13 protein-coding genes are annotated in these 17,222 nt (G+C 66.3%); 10 read left to right on the top strand and 3 right to left on the bottom strand.

What is annotated here, in order from left to right; translation table 11 throughout:
• Positions 1 to 63 precede the first annotated feature (63 nt).
• The 4 genes from F572_RS0113790 to phoU all read left to right on the top strand — a co-directional run bounded on the left by F572_RS0113790 (position 64) and on the right by phoU (position 5,825).
• Positions 64 to 2,334, top strand: coding sequence for an ABC transporter permease subunit (locus F572_RS0113790; RefSeq protein ID WP_017942053.1), 2,271 nt, complete (start codon positions 64 to 66; stop codon positions 2,332 to 2,334).
• A gap of 27 nt (positions 2,335 to 2,361) precedes the next feature.
• Positions 2,362 to 4,029: a phosphate ABC transporter permease PstA gene (gene pstA, locus F572_RS0113795; RefSeq protein WP_017942054.1), complete on the top strand. Its 1,668-nt coding sequence runs from the start codon at positions 2,362 to 2,364 to the stop codon at positions 4,027 to 4,029.
• A gap of 216 nt (positions 4,030 to 4,245) precedes the next feature.
• A complete protein-coding gene (gene pstB / locus F572_RS0113800) occupies positions 4,246 to 5,076 on the top strand; it encodes a phosphate ABC transporter ATP-binding protein PstB (protein ID WP_017942055.1) in 831 nt (276 codons plus the stop codon).
• Positions 5,077 to 5,102: 26 nt separating this feature from the next.
• Positions 5,103 to 5,825: a phosphate signaling complex protein PhoU gene (gene phoU / locus F572_RS0113805; protein WP_017942056.1), complete on the top strand. Its 723-nt coding sequence runs from the start codon at positions 5,103 to 5,105 to the stop codon at positions 5,823 to 5,825.
• A 59-nt stretch (positions 5,826 to 5,884) separates the two neighbouring features.
• On the opposite strand, the gene F572_RS0113810 is transcribed toward phoU, so the two are convergent.
• The gene (locus F572_RS0113810) at positions 5,885 to 7,780 is read right to left on the bottom strand and encodes a sensor domain-containing diguanylate cyclase (protein WP_017942057.1); all 1,896 of its coding nucleotides are present in this window, start codon (positions 7,778 to 7,780) and stop codon (positions 5,885 to 5,887) included.
• 257 nt (positions 7,781 to 8,037) lie between these two features.
• Here F572_RS0113810 and F572_RS0113815 point away from each other — a divergent pair, with 257 nt between their 5' ends.
• The 3 genes from F572_RS0113815 to F572_RS0113825 all read left to right on the top strand — a co-directional run bounded on the left by F572_RS0113815 (position 8,038) and on the right by F572_RS0113825 (position 10,198).
• Complete coding sequence (locus F572_RS0113815; protein ID WP_038034417.1) at positions 8,038 to 8,601, top strand: DsrE family protein; 564 nt, start codon at positions 8,038 to 8,040, stop codon at positions 8,599 to 8,601.
• Positions 8,602 to 8,907: 306 nt separating this feature from the next.
• Positions 8,908 to 9,342: a glutathione S-transferase N-terminal domain-containing protein gene (locus tag F572_RS0113820; protein WP_017942059.1), complete on the top strand. Its 435-nt coding sequence runs from the start codon at positions 8,908 to 8,910 to the stop codon at positions 9,340 to 9,342.
• 28 nt (positions 9,343 to 9,370) lie between these two features.
• The gene (locus tag F572_RS0113825; protein WP_017942060.1) at positions 9,371 to 10,198 is read left to right on the top strand and encodes an amidohydrolase family protein; all 828 of its coding nucleotides are present in this window, start codon (positions 9,371 to 9,373) and stop codon (positions 10,196 to 10,198) included.
• A gap of 422 nt (positions 10,199 to 10,620) precedes the next feature.
• Here the strand turns inward: F572_RS0113825 and F572_RS0113830 are convergent, their stop codons facing one another.
• Together F572_RS0113830 and F572_RS0113835 are read right to left on the bottom strand one after the other, a co-directional pair.
• Positions 10,621 to 12,531 (bottom strand): methyl-accepting chemotaxis protein, encoded by a 1,911-nt coding sequence (locus F572_RS0113830; protein WP_017942061.1) that lies wholly within the window; start codon positions 12,529 to 12,531, stop codon positions 10,621 to 10,623.
• A 177-nt stretch (positions 12,532 to 12,708) separates the two neighbouring features.
• On the bottom strand, positions 12,709 to 14,217 hold the full coding sequence (locus F572_RS0113835; protein WP_017942062.1) for a DASS family sodium-coupled anion symporter: 1,509 nt from the start codon (positions 14,215 to 14,217) through the stop codon (positions 12,709 to 12,711).
• 161 nt (positions 14,218 to 14,378) lie between these two features.
• Between F572_RS0113835 and F572_RS0113840 the strand changes: the two genes are divergently transcribed.
• The 3 genes from F572_RS0113840 to argF all read left to right on the top strand — a co-directional run bounded on the left by F572_RS0113840 (position 14,379) and on the right by argF (position 17,186).
• Positions 14,379 to 14,960: a superoxide dismutase gene (locus tag F572_RS0113840; protein ID WP_017942063.1), complete on the top strand. Its 582-nt coding sequence runs from the start codon at positions 14,379 to 14,381 to the stop codon at positions 14,958 to 14,960.
• A 103-nt stretch (positions 14,961 to 15,063) separates the two neighbouring features.
• Entirely contained in the window at positions 15,064 to 16,260 is a 1,197-nt protein-coding gene (locus tag F572_RS0113845) for an acetylornithine transaminase (protein WP_017942064.1), read from the top strand.
• Positions 16,257 to 17,186, top strand: coding sequence for an ornithine carbamoyltransferase (gene argF, locus F572_RS0113850; protein WP_017942065.1), 930 nt, complete (start codon positions 16,257 to 16,259; stop codon positions 17,184 to 17,186). The genes F572_RS0113845 and argF overlap by 4 nt, the downstream gene beginning before the upstream one ends.
• Positions 17,187 to 17,222 lie beyond the last annotated feature (36 nt).

Here is a 17,222-nt window from a genome sequence, read left to right on the forward strand (position 1 = left end):
AAGCGCCCGTAGCATGCGGGCCATCTGACGCCTTCCGCCTGTCGACCCCCCGGGGGACCCCGAATGTCCGGACTCCACGCGATCTCCACCCTTGGCCGCTTCCAGCGCTGGCGCCGCACCAAGGATACCTCGGCCCGCTACCTGATCGGCTTTTTCGGCGTCGCGGTGGTCGGTGCGCTAACCCTGATGTTCGTCTACCTGCTGAGCGAAACGCTGCCCATGTTCCTGGGCGCGGAGATCGAGGAACAGACCCAGTACAGCGCCCCCGGCGGCGCCGACACCGGGACGGTCCACCTCGCCGTGAACCGCCACCGGGAGATGGCCGTGCGCCTGACCGAGGACCGGCGTGCGATCTTCTTCCGCCCGGAAAGCGGTGAGATCGTGCAGGAGCAGTCCCTGCCGATCCCCGAGGATGCCCGGGTGACCAGCTTCACCGCCGCCGAACCGCGCACCCGACTCGTCGCGATTGGCCTGGACAATGGTCAGGTCCTCGCCATTGAGTACGAATACAACGAACGCTTCACCCCCGAAGGCCGCGCCTATGACCCCGGCCTGGTCTACCCGCTGGGGGACGAGAGCTCCTCCCTGCTGGATGTGGACGGCGAAGGCCAGGCCATCGAGGTGGTCGGCATCCAGCGCGGCTCCAGCGGCGTCCGCGTCGCGGTGGCTACCGGCGACGGCCGCCTGCGCCTGGTCAACTTCGAGGAACGGACCTCGATGATGACCGGCGAAGTCGAAGTACGCCGCTCGGCGCATGACCTCCCGTCCCTGCCGGATGGCGCGACAGCCTCGCGTATCCTGCTGGACATCACCGGCCGCAACATGCTGGTGGGCGACAACCAGGGGCGGCTGCATTTCTACGACATCTCCAGCCCGCGAAACGCCGAGCGGGTCGACACCCAGCGCGTGATCCACGGCGAGGATGCCGAGGTCACATCGCTGGAATATCTGCTCGGGACCGTATCGGTGATCGTCGGCGGCTCGGACGGCTCCGTCGCGCAATACATGCTGGTGCGCGACGACAACAACGTGAACCGGATCACCCGCGTGCGCGAGTTCCCCCGCCACTCGGCCGCGGTAACCAACATCCAGCCGGAATACATCCGCAAGGGCTTCGCCACCGCCGATGCCAGCGGCGCCCTGGCCGTGCACTACCCGACTTCGCAGCGCACGCTGGTACAGCACCAGGTCGGCGATACATCCCTGCACCGGGTCTACATCGACCCGCGCAATCGACTGCTGATCGCGGTCGACACCGACGAGACCTGGACCGTGCACCGGCTCTCGAATCCCCACCCGGAGGTCTCCCTCCACGTCCTGTGGCAGAAGGTCTGGTACGAGGGCCGCTCCAGCGGCGATTACGTTTGGCAGTCGTCCTCCGCCACCGACGAATTCGAGCCCAAGTTCTCGCTGGTGCCACTGACCCTCGGCACCGTGAAGGCCGCCTTCTACGCCATGCTGTTCGCCACCCCGCTGGCGATCATGGGGGCCATCTACAGCGCCTACTTCATGTCCAGCCGCATGCGCAGCCTGACCAAGCCCAGCATCGAGCTGATGGAGGCCCTGCCGACCGTCATCCTCGGCTTCCTCGCCGGGCTATGGCTGGCCCCCTACATCGAGTCCAACCTGCCCGCAGTCGCCAGCATCCTGATCCTGATGCCCCTGATGATGCTGGTGGTCGCCTTCGTCTGGACGCGGCTGCTGCCGGAGGGCGTGCGCCGCGTGATCCCGGCCGGCTGGGAGGCCGCGGTGCTGATCCCGGTGGTGATCCTGGTAGGCTGGTTCTCCGCGTCGATGAGCCCGCTGATCGAGGTCTGGCTGTTCAACGGCGACGCCCGCCAGTGGCTGACCGACGCCGGCTACACCTACGACCAGCGCAACGCCCTGGTCATCGGCATCGCGATGGGCTTCGCGGTGATCCCGACCATCTACTCGATCTCCGAGGACGCGGTATTCAACGTGCCCAAGCACCTGACCCAGGGCTCGCTGGCGCTGGGGGCCACCCCGTGGCAGACGGTGGTCCGCGTGGTCCTGCTGACCGCCAGCCCCGGCATCTTCTCGGCCGTCATGATCGGCTTCGGGCGCGCCGTCGGCGAGACCATGATCGTGCTAATGGCGACCGGGAACTCGCCGGTGGTCAATTTCAACATCTTCGAGGGCATGCGCACCCTCTCCGCGAATATCGCGGTGGAGATGCCCGAAACCGCGGTGGGCGGCACGCACTACCGAATCCTGTTCCTCGCCGCCCTGGTGCTGTTCGCGCTGACGTTCTTCGTGAACACGGTCGCCGAGATCGTGCGCCAGCGCCTGCGCAACAAGTACAGCTCCCTCTAACCCGCATCGACGACAGGCTCCGATCCGATGAATAAATGGTTCAAAACGGGCACCCCCTGGATCTGGCTCAACGCGGGCGCGGTGGCGGTGTCGCTGACGATGGTCTTCGGGCTGATCCTGATGATCGCGGTCAACGGCCTGTCGTTCTTCTGGCCCTCGGATGTCATCGAGTTCGAGTACCAGACCTCCGAGCAGTCCGAACCCGTCCGGGTGATGGGCGAGCTGTCGCGCTCCGAGACCATGACCGCCCAGGCCATGCGCGAAACCGGTATCGACGTCCCGGAAGGCCAGGAGATCGTGGTCCGGCATCTGGTCAAGCGCGGCAATCGCGACCTCGACTCGCGTGATTTCCGCTGGTACGTCGAAGACTTCATGTCCGAATGGGAGCGCCCGCGCGACGCCGTGGTGCTGGAACGCCTGCAATGGGGCAATTTCTACGGCTACATCAGCGAGTTCCGGGTCGACGGCGAAGTGGTCGCCGAGGGCAGCGGCGCCCGCGAGGCCTTCGAGGCGCGCATCCCCGAAACCCGTTCCCTGGTGCAGCAAATCGAGCGCATCGAGCGGGTGGAGATCGGGCGGGTGAACTTTGCCCTGGAACAGATACGCCTGGCCGAACGCGGGCTGGAACGCGACGAGACGCTGTCCGAGGAAGCGCGCGCCGAGCGCCACGAGGCGCTTCAGGCCGAACGCGAGGCGCTTGACGCGGAGTACAGCGACCTCGAGGCCGAACGCAATCAGCTGCGCCAGGAGGTCGGCCGCTACGCCCTCACGCTGCAGACCGCCGACGGCCAGGAATCCAGCATCGATCTGTCCCAGGTGGTGAACGCCTGGTGGCCGAACGACATGAACATCCCGCAGAAGCTCGGCCACTACGTGGTCACCTTCTGGGACTTCATGACCGGCTTCCCGCGCGAGGCCAATACCGAGGGCGGCATCCTCCCGGCCATCTTCGGCACCGTGCTGATGGTGCTGCTGATGTCCATCGTGGTGACCCCGTTCGGGGTGCTTGCGGCCATCTACCTGCGCGAGTACGCCAAGCAGGGGCCGCTGGTGCGCACCATCCGCATCTCGGTGAACAACCTGGCGGGCGTCCCGTCCATCGTGTTCGGCGTGTTCGGCCTGGGCTTCTTCGTCTACCTGATCGGCGGCAACATCGACCAGATCTTCTTCCAGGACGCCCTTCCCTCACCGACCTTCGGCTCGCCGGCAATCATCTGGGCCTCGCTGACCCTGGCATTGCTGACGCTGCCGGTGGTGATCGTCTCCACCGAGGAAGGCCTGACCCGCATTGGCAGCAGCATCCGCCACGGCTCGCTGGCCCTGGGCGCCACCAAGGCCGAGACCCTGTGGCGCCTGATCGTGCCGCTGTCCGCGCCGGCCATGATGACCGGGCTGATCCTGGCCGTAGCGCGCGCAGCCGGCGAGGTGGCGCCGCTGATGCTGGTCGGCGTGGTCAAGCTGGCCCCCAACCTGCCGATGGACGGGAACTTCCCGTACCTCCACCTCGACCGCGCGTTCATGCATCTCGGTTACCACATCTATGACGTCGGCTTCAAAAGCCCGAACGTCGAGGCCGGCCGCCCGCTGGTCTACGCCACCGCGCTGGTCCTGGTGCTGCTGATCATCGTGCTCAACCTCACGGCGATCTCCATCCGCAACCACCTGCGCGAGAAATACCGCGCCGACAGCGACTGACACACGACATGCAGAACGTTTCTCGCATACACCGTCATTGCGAGGCCCCAAAGGGGCCGCGGCAACCTCCCGACGCAATCCAGACGCCCGCTTCGGCCAACGCCGGGAGCATCCCGGGAGATCGCCACGGCGCTGCGCGCCTCGCGATGACGGTGCTTTTCCGTACCGTCGCGATAACTGGGTGCGTCGAACCCTATTCCCCATGGAGTACCCGAAATGAGTGACACCCAGACCCACGCCGTCAACGTGGCCCAGAACAACCAGGCCCCGCGCGGCCTGAACCTCGACCGCGAGGATATCTGCCTGACCGCGGAGGACCTCAGTCTCTATTACGGCGAGGACCAGGCGCTCAAGGGCCTCGACATCCGCATCCCGAAGAACCGCATCACCGCATTCATCGGCCCGTCTGGCTGTGGCAAGTCCACGTTCCTGCGCTGCTTCAACCGCATGAACGATCTGATCGATTCTGTGCACATCGATGGCACGATCCGTCTGGACGGCGCGGACATCTACGACAAGAGCGTGGACATCCCCGAGCTGCGCCGGCGCGTGGGCATGGTATTCCAGAAGCCGAATCCCTTCCCCAAGTCGATCTACGAGAACGTGGCCTACGGCCTGCGCCTGCAGGGCGTGAAGAACCGCCGCAAGCTGGACGAGGTCGTGGAAAAGTCGCTCAAGCGCGCCGCGCTGTGGGACGAGGTGAAGGACCGCCTGCACGAGAACGCCTTCGGCCTCTCCGGTGGCCAGCAGCAGCGCCTGGTGATCGCCCGCGCCATCGCGATCGATCCCGAGGTCCTGCTGCTGGACGAGCCCTGCTCCGCGCTGGACCCGCTGGCCACGCTGAAGATCGAGGAACTGATGATCGAGCTGAAGAAGGACTACACGCTGGTCATCGTCACCCACAACATGCAGCAGGCCGCGCGTGTCTCCGACTACACCGCCTTCATGTACATGGGCGAGCTGATCGAATACGCCGACACCGACACCCTGTTCACCTCGCCCGCGAAAAAGCAGACCGAGGACTACATCACCGGCCGCTTCGGCTGACGTCGCGACCGCAAGGGGATACCACAATGGACAAGAGCTTCTTCAAGCAGCACATCTCGCAGCAGTTCAACGCCGAGCTGGAGGACATCATCAAGCAGGTGATGGCGATGGGCGGCCTGGTCGAGCAGCAGCTCGCCGATGCCGTCCACGCCATGGTCGAGGGTGACGTCGAGCTGGCCGAGAAGGTGATGACCTCGGACTATCAGGTCAACGCCAAGGAGGTCGAGATCGACGAGGAATGCACCCACATCCTCGCGCGGCGCCAGCCCACCGCCTCCGACCTGCGTCTGGTGATCGCCGTGATCAAGACCATCACCGACCTCGAGCGCATGGGCGACGAGGCCGAGCGTGTCGGCCGCATGGGCCTGCACCTGCTGGACGCGGACCGCAACAGTGCGCCGATGGCGGACATCGCCAGCATGGGGGAGCACGCCCGCGAAATGACGCGTGGCGCCCTCGATGCCTTCGCCCGCATGGATGTCGAGCAGGCCGTCCGCGTGGCCCAGCTGGACATCCAGATCGACAGCCTGTACGAGACCATCACCCAGAAACTGATGAAGCAGATGACTGCCGCGCCGGACTCCGTACCGCGCCTGATGGACATCATCTGGGCCACGCGCTCCCTGGAACGCATCGGCGACCGCGCCCGCAACATCTGCGAGTACGTGGTCTACTTCGTCAAGGGCAAGGACGTGCGCCACACCAGCTACGACCAGATGGCCGAAGAGGCCACCGGCGACCGCCACTGAAACGGCATGCCGACAGCGCCAGGAGACACCTCCCCGGACAGGGCGGCCAAGGGTATCGGTCAGCCGGGTTGGTCGTCTGCGACCCCGTCGCGGTAGAAGCTCCAGGTGTTGCGACCCGCGTCCTTGGCACAGTACATCGCCATATCGGCCCGGTGAATCAGTGTCCCGGCGTCACCGCCATCCTCCGGATACAGGGCAATGCCGACCGAGACCCCGATGTTCGCCTGCTGGCCGTCGAGCTCGAACGGCTCGCCCAGGCTCGCAATGATCTTGGCAGCCACCTCGCCGGCGAAGCGGGGGGCCGGCAATCCCTGCAGCAGGACGAGGAACTCGTCCCCTCCCAGTCGGCCCACCGTGTCTTCGTGACGCAACAGGGCATCCAGACGCTCGGCGACCTGACAGAGCAGTTCGTCACCCAGCGCATGCCCGAGGCTATCGTTCACCTCCTTGAACCGATCCAGGTCCAGAAACAGCAGCGCCAGGGAGGTCGACTCGTCGGCGGCACGGTCAATCGCCTGCTGGAGCTGCCGGGTCAGCTCGGCACGATTCGGCAGATCGGTCAGCGGGTCGTGCAGCGCCTGGTGACGGATCTTCTGCTCCTGCGCCTTGCGCCGGGTCACATCGTGCAGGATGTGAATGTAGTGTAGTGGACGGCCTTCCGCATCGCGCACTTCGGTAATGCCCTGCAGGGCCGTCAGACGCTCTCCACTGCGGGTACCGTAGTCGATCTCGCCGTGCCAGTTCCCGTCGCGGCGCACCCGGTCACAAATGCCGTCGAGCTCACCCGGCTGCAGGCTGACAAAGAACTCCGGCAACACCTGCCCGACCACCTGCTCGATGTCATACCCGGTCAGGCGCTGGAAGGCGCCATTCGCGCGCACCACCCGGTGATCCGGCGTGGTCACCAGGATTGCTTCGCCGGTACCCTCGAACACGCTGGCCGCCAGACGCAACTCCTGGGACTGGTGTTCCAGCGTCTCGGCCTGGGCTACCAGTCGGCGCAATAACGGGCGCATGGTGCGCCCCGCCATCCAGCTCACCAGCGGAAGCAGCAACACGACCAGGGCCAGCGGCCAGGCCAGGCGATGCAGTGCCGCCCCGTAGAAGTCCCAGAACGGGGCATCGACCAGCAGCAGCCGGTCGCCCTGGCCCACCGGGGCAAAGGCAACGACCCGATCCCGTAACGAATCCTCCGGTTCCAGAAATCCTGCCCGGGAAGACTCGGAACGCCCCAGGGCCGCGGCCATTCCGGCGTCCAGCGGTCGCTGCACGAGTTCCCCGCCAGAGCCTACCTCCAGCAACGACTCCCGCACCCGGTCCAGCAGTCGCGCACGCAGCGCCAGACCATCCGGACCGAACAGGTCGTCGTCGACCGCCTCCGCCTCGAGCAGAAGGTCACGCAATGGCACCGGATCGAAATACAGCACATCAATCCCTACCTGGCGGCCCTCCGGGTCGCGGATGGGGGCCGCCGCCCGCCACAGCAGGGTCTCCCCCACCCGCACCATCCCGTTTCCGGTACCTTCGGACGGGTTCGGGCCCCCCTCCGCGTCCTCGGTCAGGCCTTCGCGGACCACCACCTCGCCGTTCGGTCCCAGGCGAATCATCCCGGCCACTCCGGGGGCACTGGCCTTTGCATCCAGCAGCCGCGGGCGCGTGAATGCGATCAGTTCCTCCAGCGACAGCTCGCCATCCGCATACCACTCCAGGCGTCGCCGGATCTCGGTCCGGCTGGTGAACTGCTCGGCGACCGACTCGAACTGCCCCTCCAGCCGGGCGATCGCCTCGCCACGCGCCCAGGTCGCGACCACCGTGACCCGCTCCATTGCCTCGCGCGACGACTGATAAAGGGGCCACGCAGTGACCAGCGTTACCAGCACGCCGGTCATCAGGATCGCAAGGATCACCATGCCCAGCAGACGCCGCCGCTGGGACCGGAAAGATGGCTGGATCATCGAGATACGACTCGCGACGGCGGCAACGCGCCGGTTGGCAACACTCAAACCGTGCACTCGTTATCGACCGTACCCCATCCCTGGGCCACATTCGGAGCGCGACATTTTGGCGGAAAACCCTAGCATGAAACCAGAGACTGTGATGAAGGTCTCGCTCCAGGCACCCGTTCCCGCCTGATCCCATAGCCGACATTCCCTCCCCACGATGCCTGTGCGTTCATGCGTCACATCGCCCGATTGCCTACCCTTAAAGATGTATGACGCGATTAATCCCGCTCCTGTGTGTGACATCCCTGATGCTGGCCACCGCGGCCTCGCATTCGTTCGCTTCGGGTGGCGAACCACAGCGAGAGCCATCCACGGAAGTCCGCGAGCTGCTGGAGCGCGACGAACTCCCCGAGGGCGTCGTCTTCGAGATCATCGAGAATGACCGCGCGGCACTCTCCGCACTGTTACCCGAGCTCCGCGCGAACATTGCCCGCCTGCGCAAACGCGACCCGGACTACCCCGTCGCCGTGGTCGCCCATGGCGCAGAGCAGTTCACTCTCACTCGCGGCGAGGCCGGGCAGCATCCCGGCCTGCACGCCGAGGTCGAGTCGCTGGTGCGCAATGAAGGGGTCGACGTGTCCGTCTGCGGCACCTTCGCGGACTGGCGTGGCATCGAGGCCGAGGCCTTCGCCGACTTCGTGGAGGTCGCCGACCTCGCCCCGGATCGCCTCGATGACTACCGCGAACTGGGCTTCGAAATCATCCGCCTGCGTCCCTCCCTGCTCGACGCGCCCGAGCAAGACCCGTGGGAGTTCGACTTCGACACTCCCTGAACTTTCCTAATGCAGGAAGCTATTCACCTCGAAAGCACGAAAAAGGACAGATCAACAGCCGTAACAGGAAGACGCGAAGTCAGGAAGATTTCTTGATTGGGGTCCGGAAATACTCCGGGACATCGCAGCGGCCTCCATCGTCCTCGTTCTTCCCGGCGCCCCACTGCAAGAACCTTCCCATCTTCAAACCTTCCTGTTAAACGCCCTGGAATTTCATCGTGAAACCGCCCTTGGCTCCGGCATGACTAACGCCGTGGGTTATCTGGATGCTGTAACGTCGTCGGGCTCCTGTGGCATGCTTTCCGGATGCGATTCCTGATCCGAACCTTCTTCCGCGGCGTACGCCTGATCCTCACCCCGTTCATGTTGATCGGGGAGCGCGTCTCGCGCCCGCGCGGCATCGAGCGCGACCCGGCCGAACAGGCCCGGGTCGACGAACAAACCCGCGCGCTGGCGCTTTACCACTTCCCCGCCTGCCCGTTCTGCATCAAGGCCCGGCGCGCGATGCAGCGCCTGTCGCTGAACATCGAACTGCGCAATGCCCAGGCCGCCGGGCCCTGGCGCGAGGAACTGCAGAATGAGGGTGGGCGCCTCCAGGTGCCCTGCCTGCGCATCGAGGAGGACGACGGCTCGGTGCGCTGGCTGTACGAATCCGACGCGATCATCCGCTACCTGCGCGACCGCTTTGATCCGCAACAGGCCGAAGCGACAGCCGCCACCGGCAGCACGCCGCGGTCCTGATATCGGACCCGCCTCGGGAGGGCCCCTTATGAACCACTGCCTCCGTCGTTCCCTGCTCGCACTGGTGCTGGCCCTGCCTTTCGCGGCCGCCAGCGCCGAGCCGCCGATCTTCGATGCCCACCTGCACTACCGACCAGCGGTGGCCGAGCACTTCGGCATCAGTGATGTGGCCCGAACGCTGGCCTCCAACGAGGTCCGAAGCGCTATCGTCATGTCCCCGGAGGACGACCTGATCCGCCGTCTGAAGGCCGGCTCCGACACCCGCATCGTCCCGTTCCTGGAGGTCTCCAACCGTCTGGGCAAGAAGATGGACTGGATGCACGTCGAGGATCTGGGCGAGCGCATCACCGCGATGCTGGATGAATCCGACATCACGTGGCGCGGGCTGGGCGAATTCCACATCCTCGCCGACGACCGTTTCGGCCCCGGGTTCGAACAGCTGCTGGACCTGGCCGTGGCCCGTGACCTGACCGTGATGATCCACGGCGACCCCGCCGTGATCGACCACGCCTACGCGACCCATCCCGAGGTCCGCATCCTCTGGGCGCACGCCGGAAGCTACGCCTACCCGCCGCTGGTGCAGGACTACCTCGAACGCCACCCGCACATGAACATGGACGTCTCCATGCGCAACCCGCGGATCAACGCCGGCGGGCAGATCGACGACGACTGGTTCGAGCTGTTCCTGGCCCACCCCGACCGCTTCATGATCGGCGTGGATACCTTCACGCGCACCCGCTGGGAACAGTACACCCGCCTGAAGGACGAAACCCGCGCCTGGCTGCAACAACTCCCCGAGGACGTCGCTCGCGCCATCGCCTTCGAGAACGGCGAACGGCTCTTCCCCGCCCAGTGAGGGCCTGGATTCACCACGAAGCGCACGAAGAAAGGCCAGGACAAGGGCGGTTCACAGGAAGACCGGAAGATTCGAAGGATGAATCGGCTAAAACCGCCCGGGGCCTAGCCGACGCCGTGACCCGTCCAGCCCGCCGGCCGAGCCCCCTGTGGGAGCGGGCTCGCCCGCGAAGCCCCCGCCCGCGTCCGCTCGAGCACCAGCCCTCCGACCAACCCTCCCCGTCAGACCGTGCCCGATCCACTACCCCATCAATCTCGCTTCCAATCTTCCCCGCTTCCTGTAGACCGGTTTTCGCCCTCGACCCAGCCCTTCTTCGTGCCTTCGTGCACTTCGTGGTGAATCAAGCCTTTCAACCACACACGCATGCAAAAGCCCGCCACCCCGAGGGGATGGCGGGCTCGGCTCCGGGCATCTGATCGTGATCAGACCTTGAACTGGCCCACGCGCTGCTGCTGTTCGGAGGCGAGCTTGGACAGCTCCTCGGACGCGTTTCGGATCTGCTCGGAGCCCGACGCCGTCTGATCCAGAACCTCGGTGATATTGGCCACGTTGCGGTTGATCTCCTCGGCCACCGTGGACTGCTCCTCGGCCGCACTGGCGATCTGCGTGTTCATGTCGCTGATGCGGGTCACCGACTGGGTAATCGCGACCAGCGACTCGCCGGCCAGATTCACCTGCTCGACGCTCTCGTGGGCCTTGTTGCGGCCGTCCTCCATCGCCTGCACGGCCTCGCGCGTGCCGCTTTGCACCCGCTCGATCATCTGCTGGATCTCGTGGGTGGAGTCCTGGGTGCGGCTGGCCAGCGTGCGCACCTCGTCCGCCACGACCGCGAAGCCACGGCCCTGTTCGCCGGCGCGGGCGGCCTCGATGGCGGCGTTCAGCGCGAGGAGGTTGGTCTGGTCGGCGATATCGCCGATCACCTCGAGGACCTTGTTGATCTCCTCGGCATCCTGCGACAGGCGGCCGACGACCTCGGCGGCGTTGTCCACCTGCGAAGACAGGCCGTTGATCGCGGTGACCGTCTTCTGCACCACCTGCTGACCGGCATTGGCATCCTGGTCCGTGGTCTGGGCCGCGGCCGCCGCGTCGGCCGCGTTGCGCGCGACTTCCTGCACGGTGGCGGTCATCTCGTTCATCGCCGTGGCGACCTGATCGGTCTCGGCCTTCTGGCGCCGCACCTGCTCGTTGGTCTCCTCGCTGGTCGCGGACAGCTCGTTGGCCGCGGCCGCCACCTGGTCGGAGCCCGCCGCCACCTGCTGGATCAGCACGCGTATCTTCTCGACGAAGCGGTTGAAGGCCAGGGACAGGTCGCCCAGCTCGTTCCTGCCGGACACCTCCAGCTGACGAGTCAGGTCGCCCTCGCCACTGGCGATGTCGTCCAGCCGTGCCACGGTCTGACGCAGCGGCCGCACGATGCTACGGGTCAGGAACCAGGCAAGGAGCGCGCCCAGGACCACGGCGATCACGCCCACCATCACGACCGTACCGGTCGCGTTGCGAGTCATGGCCACGTAGGTGCTGCGATCCACCTTCAATTCCAGGACCCCCACCGCGTCGCCGGAAAAGTCGCGAACTGGCCGTGCGATCGCCGCCATCGGCGTGCCCTGGTAGGTCACATTGCGGACCAGATGCTCGCCATCGAGGACCCGACGCATCTCGGCGGCGCTGAAGGTTGCATCGGCCTCGATGGTGCCGCCAAAGCGGCTGAATCGGCCATCATCCCGAAGGTACAGCGCGACCGGCGCACCCAGTTCCGCGGTGAACTGTTCGAAGAAGGGGTCACCAAACGAGAGGCCGAACTCCACCGACCCGACATGCTCGCCTTCGAAGGCAATCGGGACCACGCCCCGGATGCCGAGACCGGCCACCCCTTCCTCCAGGCCCGAGATCGGAGCCTGGTTGTTGTTGGTGTCGACGACCGTCTGGCGAAAACCGGAGAGGTCGTCATCGAAGCGTTCCGGGCGGTGTACCCGCAGGAAGGAGGTCGCCGGCGGCGTATGGAACTGGTACTGGCGAACCCCGTACTCCGTGCTCAGGGCCTCGAAACCGGGCACGGTCATCGCGGCCAGTCGATCGCGATCACCATTGGCCAGGGCCTCCTGGACGTCGGGGATTCGTGCCACGGTCTCGGCCATCGCCGTGGCCCGTGCCGCCTCCTGGTCCAGCCGATCCAGCAATTGCCCGGCCAGGTCGTTCAACTCGCGCTGCTCGGCGCGGTCCGCCATCGTGTCCAGGGCATTCATCACCACGACCAGCGTCAGCACCACGGCGAGCACCACCACGCCAATGATGCCCACCATGAGCCGTACACCAATCCGGATATTGTCAAACATGTCTGCGCGTCCTTCCCTGCGGCGGGTAACGCCGGCTTCGGAATCAAGATTCAGGTCATTCGCCATTTCTAGCGGCGGCGAATCCTAAAACTTGAATACGGAAGCCCGGTCTTCCCCACAGGTTCTCAGGGGACAACATCGCCCCGCCCTGCTCCGTCGCAGGCGGCCCCGGACCGGCTACAGCAACAGGTGCTCGGCAAAGGCATACACCACCACGCTGATCAGGACGAGCGCCACCACCGAAAGCAGCGCCCCGCCCCGCACCATGTCCAGCACCCGCAGTCGGTTGCTGGCAAACACGATCGCATTGGGCGGGGTGGCCACCGGTAGCATGAAGGCCACCGAGGCCGCGAAGGCGACGGGCAGCGCCAGTATCAGCACCGCCACATCCATGCGCAGCGCAAACGCGGTAACCAGCGGCAACAGCGTCGCCGCCGTGGCCGTGTTACTGGTCACGTGGCTCAGGGTCATGGTCAGCAGGGCCACACCGGCCATGATCAGGATCAGTGGCCAGGCCTGGGCGACCACCAGGGCGTCCGCCGCCAGCTCCGCCAGCCCGCTGGACTCGATGGCCGCGCCCAGGCTGAGCCCACCTCCAACCAGCAGGAGCACCCCCCAGGGCAGCTCGCGTGTATTGTCCCAGGCCAGCAGCCGCCGCTGATCCGCGGAGCCCGAGGGGATCAGGAACAACAGCCCGGCTCCAAGGATCGCGATACCGGCGTCCGTCAGGGTCACCGGCAGCCAGTCCTCCAGCAGCGGCCGGGTCAGCCAGGCCAGCGCCACCAGAAGGAACACCGCGGCGACCCGCTTCTCCGCGCTCGACCAGCGCCCTACGGTGACACGCTGCTCGTCCAGCAGCGCGCGCAGACCGTTCAGTTCCACCCGGTGCACCGGAAATACCCAGCGGGTCAGTAGCCACCAGGCCAGGCCCAGCAGGATCGCGGCCAGGGGCAGCCCGAGGGTCATCCACTCCAGGAAGCCGATCTCCATCCCGTGGCGATCCCCAAGATAGGCTGCGGTCAAGGCGTTCGGCGGCGACCCGATGATGGTGGCCATGCCCCCGATGTTCGCGGCAAAGGCAATCCCCAGCAGCAGCGCCAGCGCGGGCCGACGCGACTCGGCGGTTGCCCCCTGGCCCTGCGCGGGGGCGCCACGTTCGATCAGGCCCAGCACGGACAGCGCGATCGGCAGCATCAGGGCGGCGGTCGCGGTATTGCTCACCCACATCGACAGCCCCGCCGTGGCCAGCATGAAGGCTCCCACCAGGACATGCAGCCGGTTGCCGGCGCGGGCCACGATCGCCAGCGCCATACGCCGGTGAAGATCCCAGCGCTGCACCGCCAGGGCGATGGCGAAGCCGCCCATGAACAGGAAGATGATCGGATTGGCGTAGGGCGCGGTCGCGTCGTCCATCGAGACGACGCCGAGCAATGGGAGGATGGCAATCGGCAGCAGCGCCGTGACCGGCAACGGCAACGCCTCGCTGATCCACCAGGTCGCCATGAACAGGGTCAGTCCCAGGACGTGCCAGGCCGCCGGTTCGAAACCCGCCGGCGCCGGCAGCAGCAGGAACAGCGCGAAGATCGCCGGACCCAGCAGGAGACCGATGCGCCCGCGCCAGTTCACCGGCCCGGCCTTCACCGCGTCCGCGTCGCGTTGTCGTTCCGTGTCTTCGGTATCCGCCATGGGCCCCTGCATTCAAAAGAGCTCGCCCGGTTAAAACCAACCCGCAACATCGGGAATTGCATCACCCGGGCAACGTGACTATCGTTGTCGCGTTACGCGGCGATCCCGACCCGGGAGCGCCGCCGCTGCAGTTTCTCACGACACTGTCCAAGGAGTCTTTCATGGCCTACGAACTGCCCGAACTGCCCTACGCCAAGAACGCGCTGGAACCGCACATCTCCGCCGAGACGCTGGAATACCATCACGACAAGCACCACGCGACCTACGTGACCAAGCTGAACGGCCTGCTGCCGGGCTCCGAGTTCGAAAACGCCTCGCTGGAAGACATCATCAAGAAGGCCCCGGCCGGCGGCATCTTCAACAACGGCGCCCAGGTCTGGAACCACACCTTCTACTTCAACTGCATGGCCCCGAACGCGGGCGGCGAGCCGTCCGGCAAGCTGGCCGACGCCATCAACAGCACCTTCGGTTCGTTTGACGCCTTCAAGGAGAAGTTCAACGAATCCGCAGTCGGCAACTTCGGCTCCGGCTGGACCTGGCTGGTGCAGAACGACGACGGCTCGGTGGAGATCGTGAACACCTCCAACGCCGCCAACCCGCTGCGTGACGGCAAGACCCCGCTGCTGACCTGCGACGTCTGGGAACACGCCTACTACATCGACTACCGCAACGCGCGCCCGAAGTACCTCGAGAACTTCTGGGCCGTGGTGAACTGGGACTTTGTGGCCCAGCAGATGAAGTAACGCCCCAAGCGGCGATATACTTGGCGCCTTTGGCCGCATGACGCGGCCGCGCCTTTCATCGAGCCGGCGGTCCTCCGCCGGCTCTTTGGTTTCGGAGAACCCCATGAGCGATGCCCTGCAGAACACCTACAAGCGCCTGCCCATTGCCTTCGAGCGCGGCGAAGGCGCCTGGCTGTGGGATACGGACGGCAAGCGCTACCTGGATGCCCTGTCCGGCATTGCCGTGTGCGGCCTCGGGCATGCGCATCCCAAGGTGGCCCAGGCCGTCTGCGACCAGGCCAGCACCCTGGTGCACACCTCCAACCTCTACCGCATCCCGCTGCAGGAGCAGCTGGCGCGCCGCCTGTGCGCCCTCGCCGGCATGGACCGCGCCTTCTTCTGCAACTCGGGCGCCGAGGCCAACGAGGCCGCGATCAAGCTGGCGCGCCTGCACGGACGCGCCCGCGGCATCGCCGAACCGAAGATCGTGGTGATGGAGGGCAGCTTCCACGGCCGTACCATGGCGACCCTGTCCGCCACCGGCAACGCGAAGGTCCGTGCGGGCTTCGAGCCGTTAGTGTCCGGCTTCGTGCATGTCCCGCACGGCGATGCCGAAGCAGTCGAGGCCCTCGCCCAGGACCCCGACGTGGTCGCCATCCTGGTCGAGCCGGTCACCGGCGAGGGCGGCATCCACGTGCCGCCGCCCGGCTACCTGCGGCGCCTGCGCGAACTGGCCGACCAGAACGGCTGGCTGCTGATACTGGACGAGATCCAGGCCGGCATCGGCCGCACCGGCTACTGGTTCGCCTTCCAGCACGAGGGCATCACCCCGGACGTGGTCAGTCTGGCCAAGGGCCTCGGCAACGGCATCCCCATCGGCGCCAATCTGGTCGCCGGAGCGGCCCGCGAGCTGTTCAGCCCGGGCATGCACGGCACCACCTTCGGCGGCAATCCGCTGGTATGCCGGGCGGCACTGGCCGTGCTCGACGTCATGCAGGACGAGGCCCTTTGCGAACAGGCCGCCCGCCAGGGCGAGCTCCTGCGCAACCGCCTGCGCGACCGGCTGGCGGACCACGCGGGCGTGGTCGCCGTGCGCGGACGCGGGCTGATGATCGGCGTCGAGCTGGACCGTCCGGCCGGCGAACTGGTGATGGCGGCCCTGGAGCGTGGCCTGATCCTGAACGTAACGGCCGATCGGGTGATCCGGCTCTTGCCGCCGCTGATCATCGACGACGACCAGGTGGAACAGATCGCCACCACCGTAGCCGACCTGGTGGATGCCTTCCTCGCATCCCCGCAAGCCAACGAGGTCTCCGCATGAATCCACGCCACTACCTCTCGTTCCTGGATCTCTCCGGCGACGAAACCCGGGCCCTGCTGCAGCGCGCCATCGAGCTCAAGCAGCAACTGAAGGCCGGCGAGCACCACGACGACCTGCTGCGCGGCAAGACGCTCGGCATGATCTTCGAGAAGTCCTCCACCCGGACCCGGGTGTCGTTCGAGGTGGGCATGCAGCAGCTGGGCGGCAATGCCCTGTTCCTGTCCCCGCGCGACACCCAGCTGGGCCGTGGCGAGCCGATCGAGGACACCGCCCGCGTGCTCTCGCGCATGGTCGACTGCGTGATGATCCGCACCTACGAGCACGAGAAGATCGAGCTGTTCGCCAAGCACGCCACGGTGCCGGTCATCAACGGCCTGACGGACCTCGAACACCCGGCCCAGCTGCTGGCCGACCTGCAGACCTACTTCGAGCATCGCGGCGACATCCGCGGCAAGCGCGTGGCCTGGATCGGGGACGGCAACAACATGTGCCACAGCTACATGTACGCCGCCCGTCTGCTGGACTTCCAGCTGGTCGCCGCCTGCCCCGAGGGCTACGACCCGGAACCGAGCGTGGTCGAGACCACCCGCGAGCACTTCGAGCTGACCCGGGACGCCCGCGCCGCCGCCGAGGGCGCCGATCTGATCGTAACCGACGTCTGGGCCAGCATGGGCCAGGAACAGGAAAAGAGCGCCCGGCGCCGGGCCTTCTCCGGCTTTTTCGTCGATTCCGACCTGATGCAGCTCGCCAACAACGACGCCCTGTTCATGCACTGCTTGCCGGCGCACCGCGAGGAAGAGGTCTCCACCGACGTCCTGGAAGGCCCACAAAGCGTCGTCTGGGACGAGGCTGAAAACCGCCTCCACGCCCAGAAGGCCCTGCTGGAGTTCCTCATCACCCTCAACGCCGGCCAGCGCACGTCGTAAGGGCGAAAAGCGTTAACAGGAAGATGGGAAGTTAGG

The organism is Thioalkalivibrio sp. ALE14 (assembly GCF_000376845.1).
Taxonomy (GTDB): domain Bacteria; phylum Pseudomonadota; class Gammaproteobacteria; order Ectothiorhodospirales; family Ectothiorhodospiraceae; genus Thioalkalivibrio.

Coding starts and splice junctions, on each gene's coding strand:
- phoU (WP_017942056.1), top strand. CDS start 5,103: ATGGACAAGAGCTTCTTCAAGCAGCACATCTCGCAGCAGTTCAACGCC.
- F572_RS0113810 (WP_017942057.1), bottom strand. CDS start 7,780: ATGATCCAGCCATCTTTCCGGTCCCAGCGGCGGCGTCTGCTGGGCATG.
- F572_RS0113835 (WP_017942062.1), bottom strand. CDS start 14,217: ATGGCGGATACCGAAGACACGGAACGACAACGCGACGCGGACGCGGTG.
- argF (WP_017942065.1), top strand. CDS start 16,257: ATGAATCCACGCCACTACCTCTCGTTCCTGGATCTCTCCGGCGACGAA.
- F572_RS0113815 (WP_038034417.1), top strand. CDS start 8,038: ATGACGCGATTAATCCCGCTCCTGTGTGTGACATCCCTGATGCTGGCC.
- F572_RS0113840 (WP_017942063.1), top strand. CDS start 14,379: ATGGCCTACGAACTGCCCGAACTGCCCTACGCCAAGAACGCGCTGGAA.
- pstA (WP_017942054.1), top strand. CDS start 2,362: ATGAATAAATGGTTCAAAACGGGCACCCCCTGGATCTGGCTCAACGCG.
- F572_RS0113830 (WP_017942061.1), bottom strand. CDS start 12,531: ATGTTTGACAATATCCGGATTGGTGTACGGCTCATGGTGGGCATCATT.
- F572_RS0113825 (WP_017942060.1), top strand. CDS start 9,371: ATGAACCACTGCCTCCGTCGTTCCCTGCTCGCACTGGTGCTGGCCCTG.
- pstB (WP_017942055.1), top strand. CDS start 4,246: ATGAGTGACACCCAGACCCACGCCGTCAACGTGGCCCAGAACAACCAG.
- F572_RS0113820 (WP_017942059.1), top strand. CDS start 8,908: ATGCGATTCCTGATCCGAACCTTCTTCCGCGGCGTACGCCTGATCCTC.
- F572_RS0113790 (WP_017942053.1), top strand. CDS start 64: ATGTCCGGACTCCACGCGATCTCCACCCTTGGCCGCTTCCAGCGCTGG.
- F572_RS0113845 (WP_017942064.1), top strand. CDS start 15,064: ATGAGCGATGCCCTGCAGAACACCTACAAGCGCCTGCCCATTGCCTTC.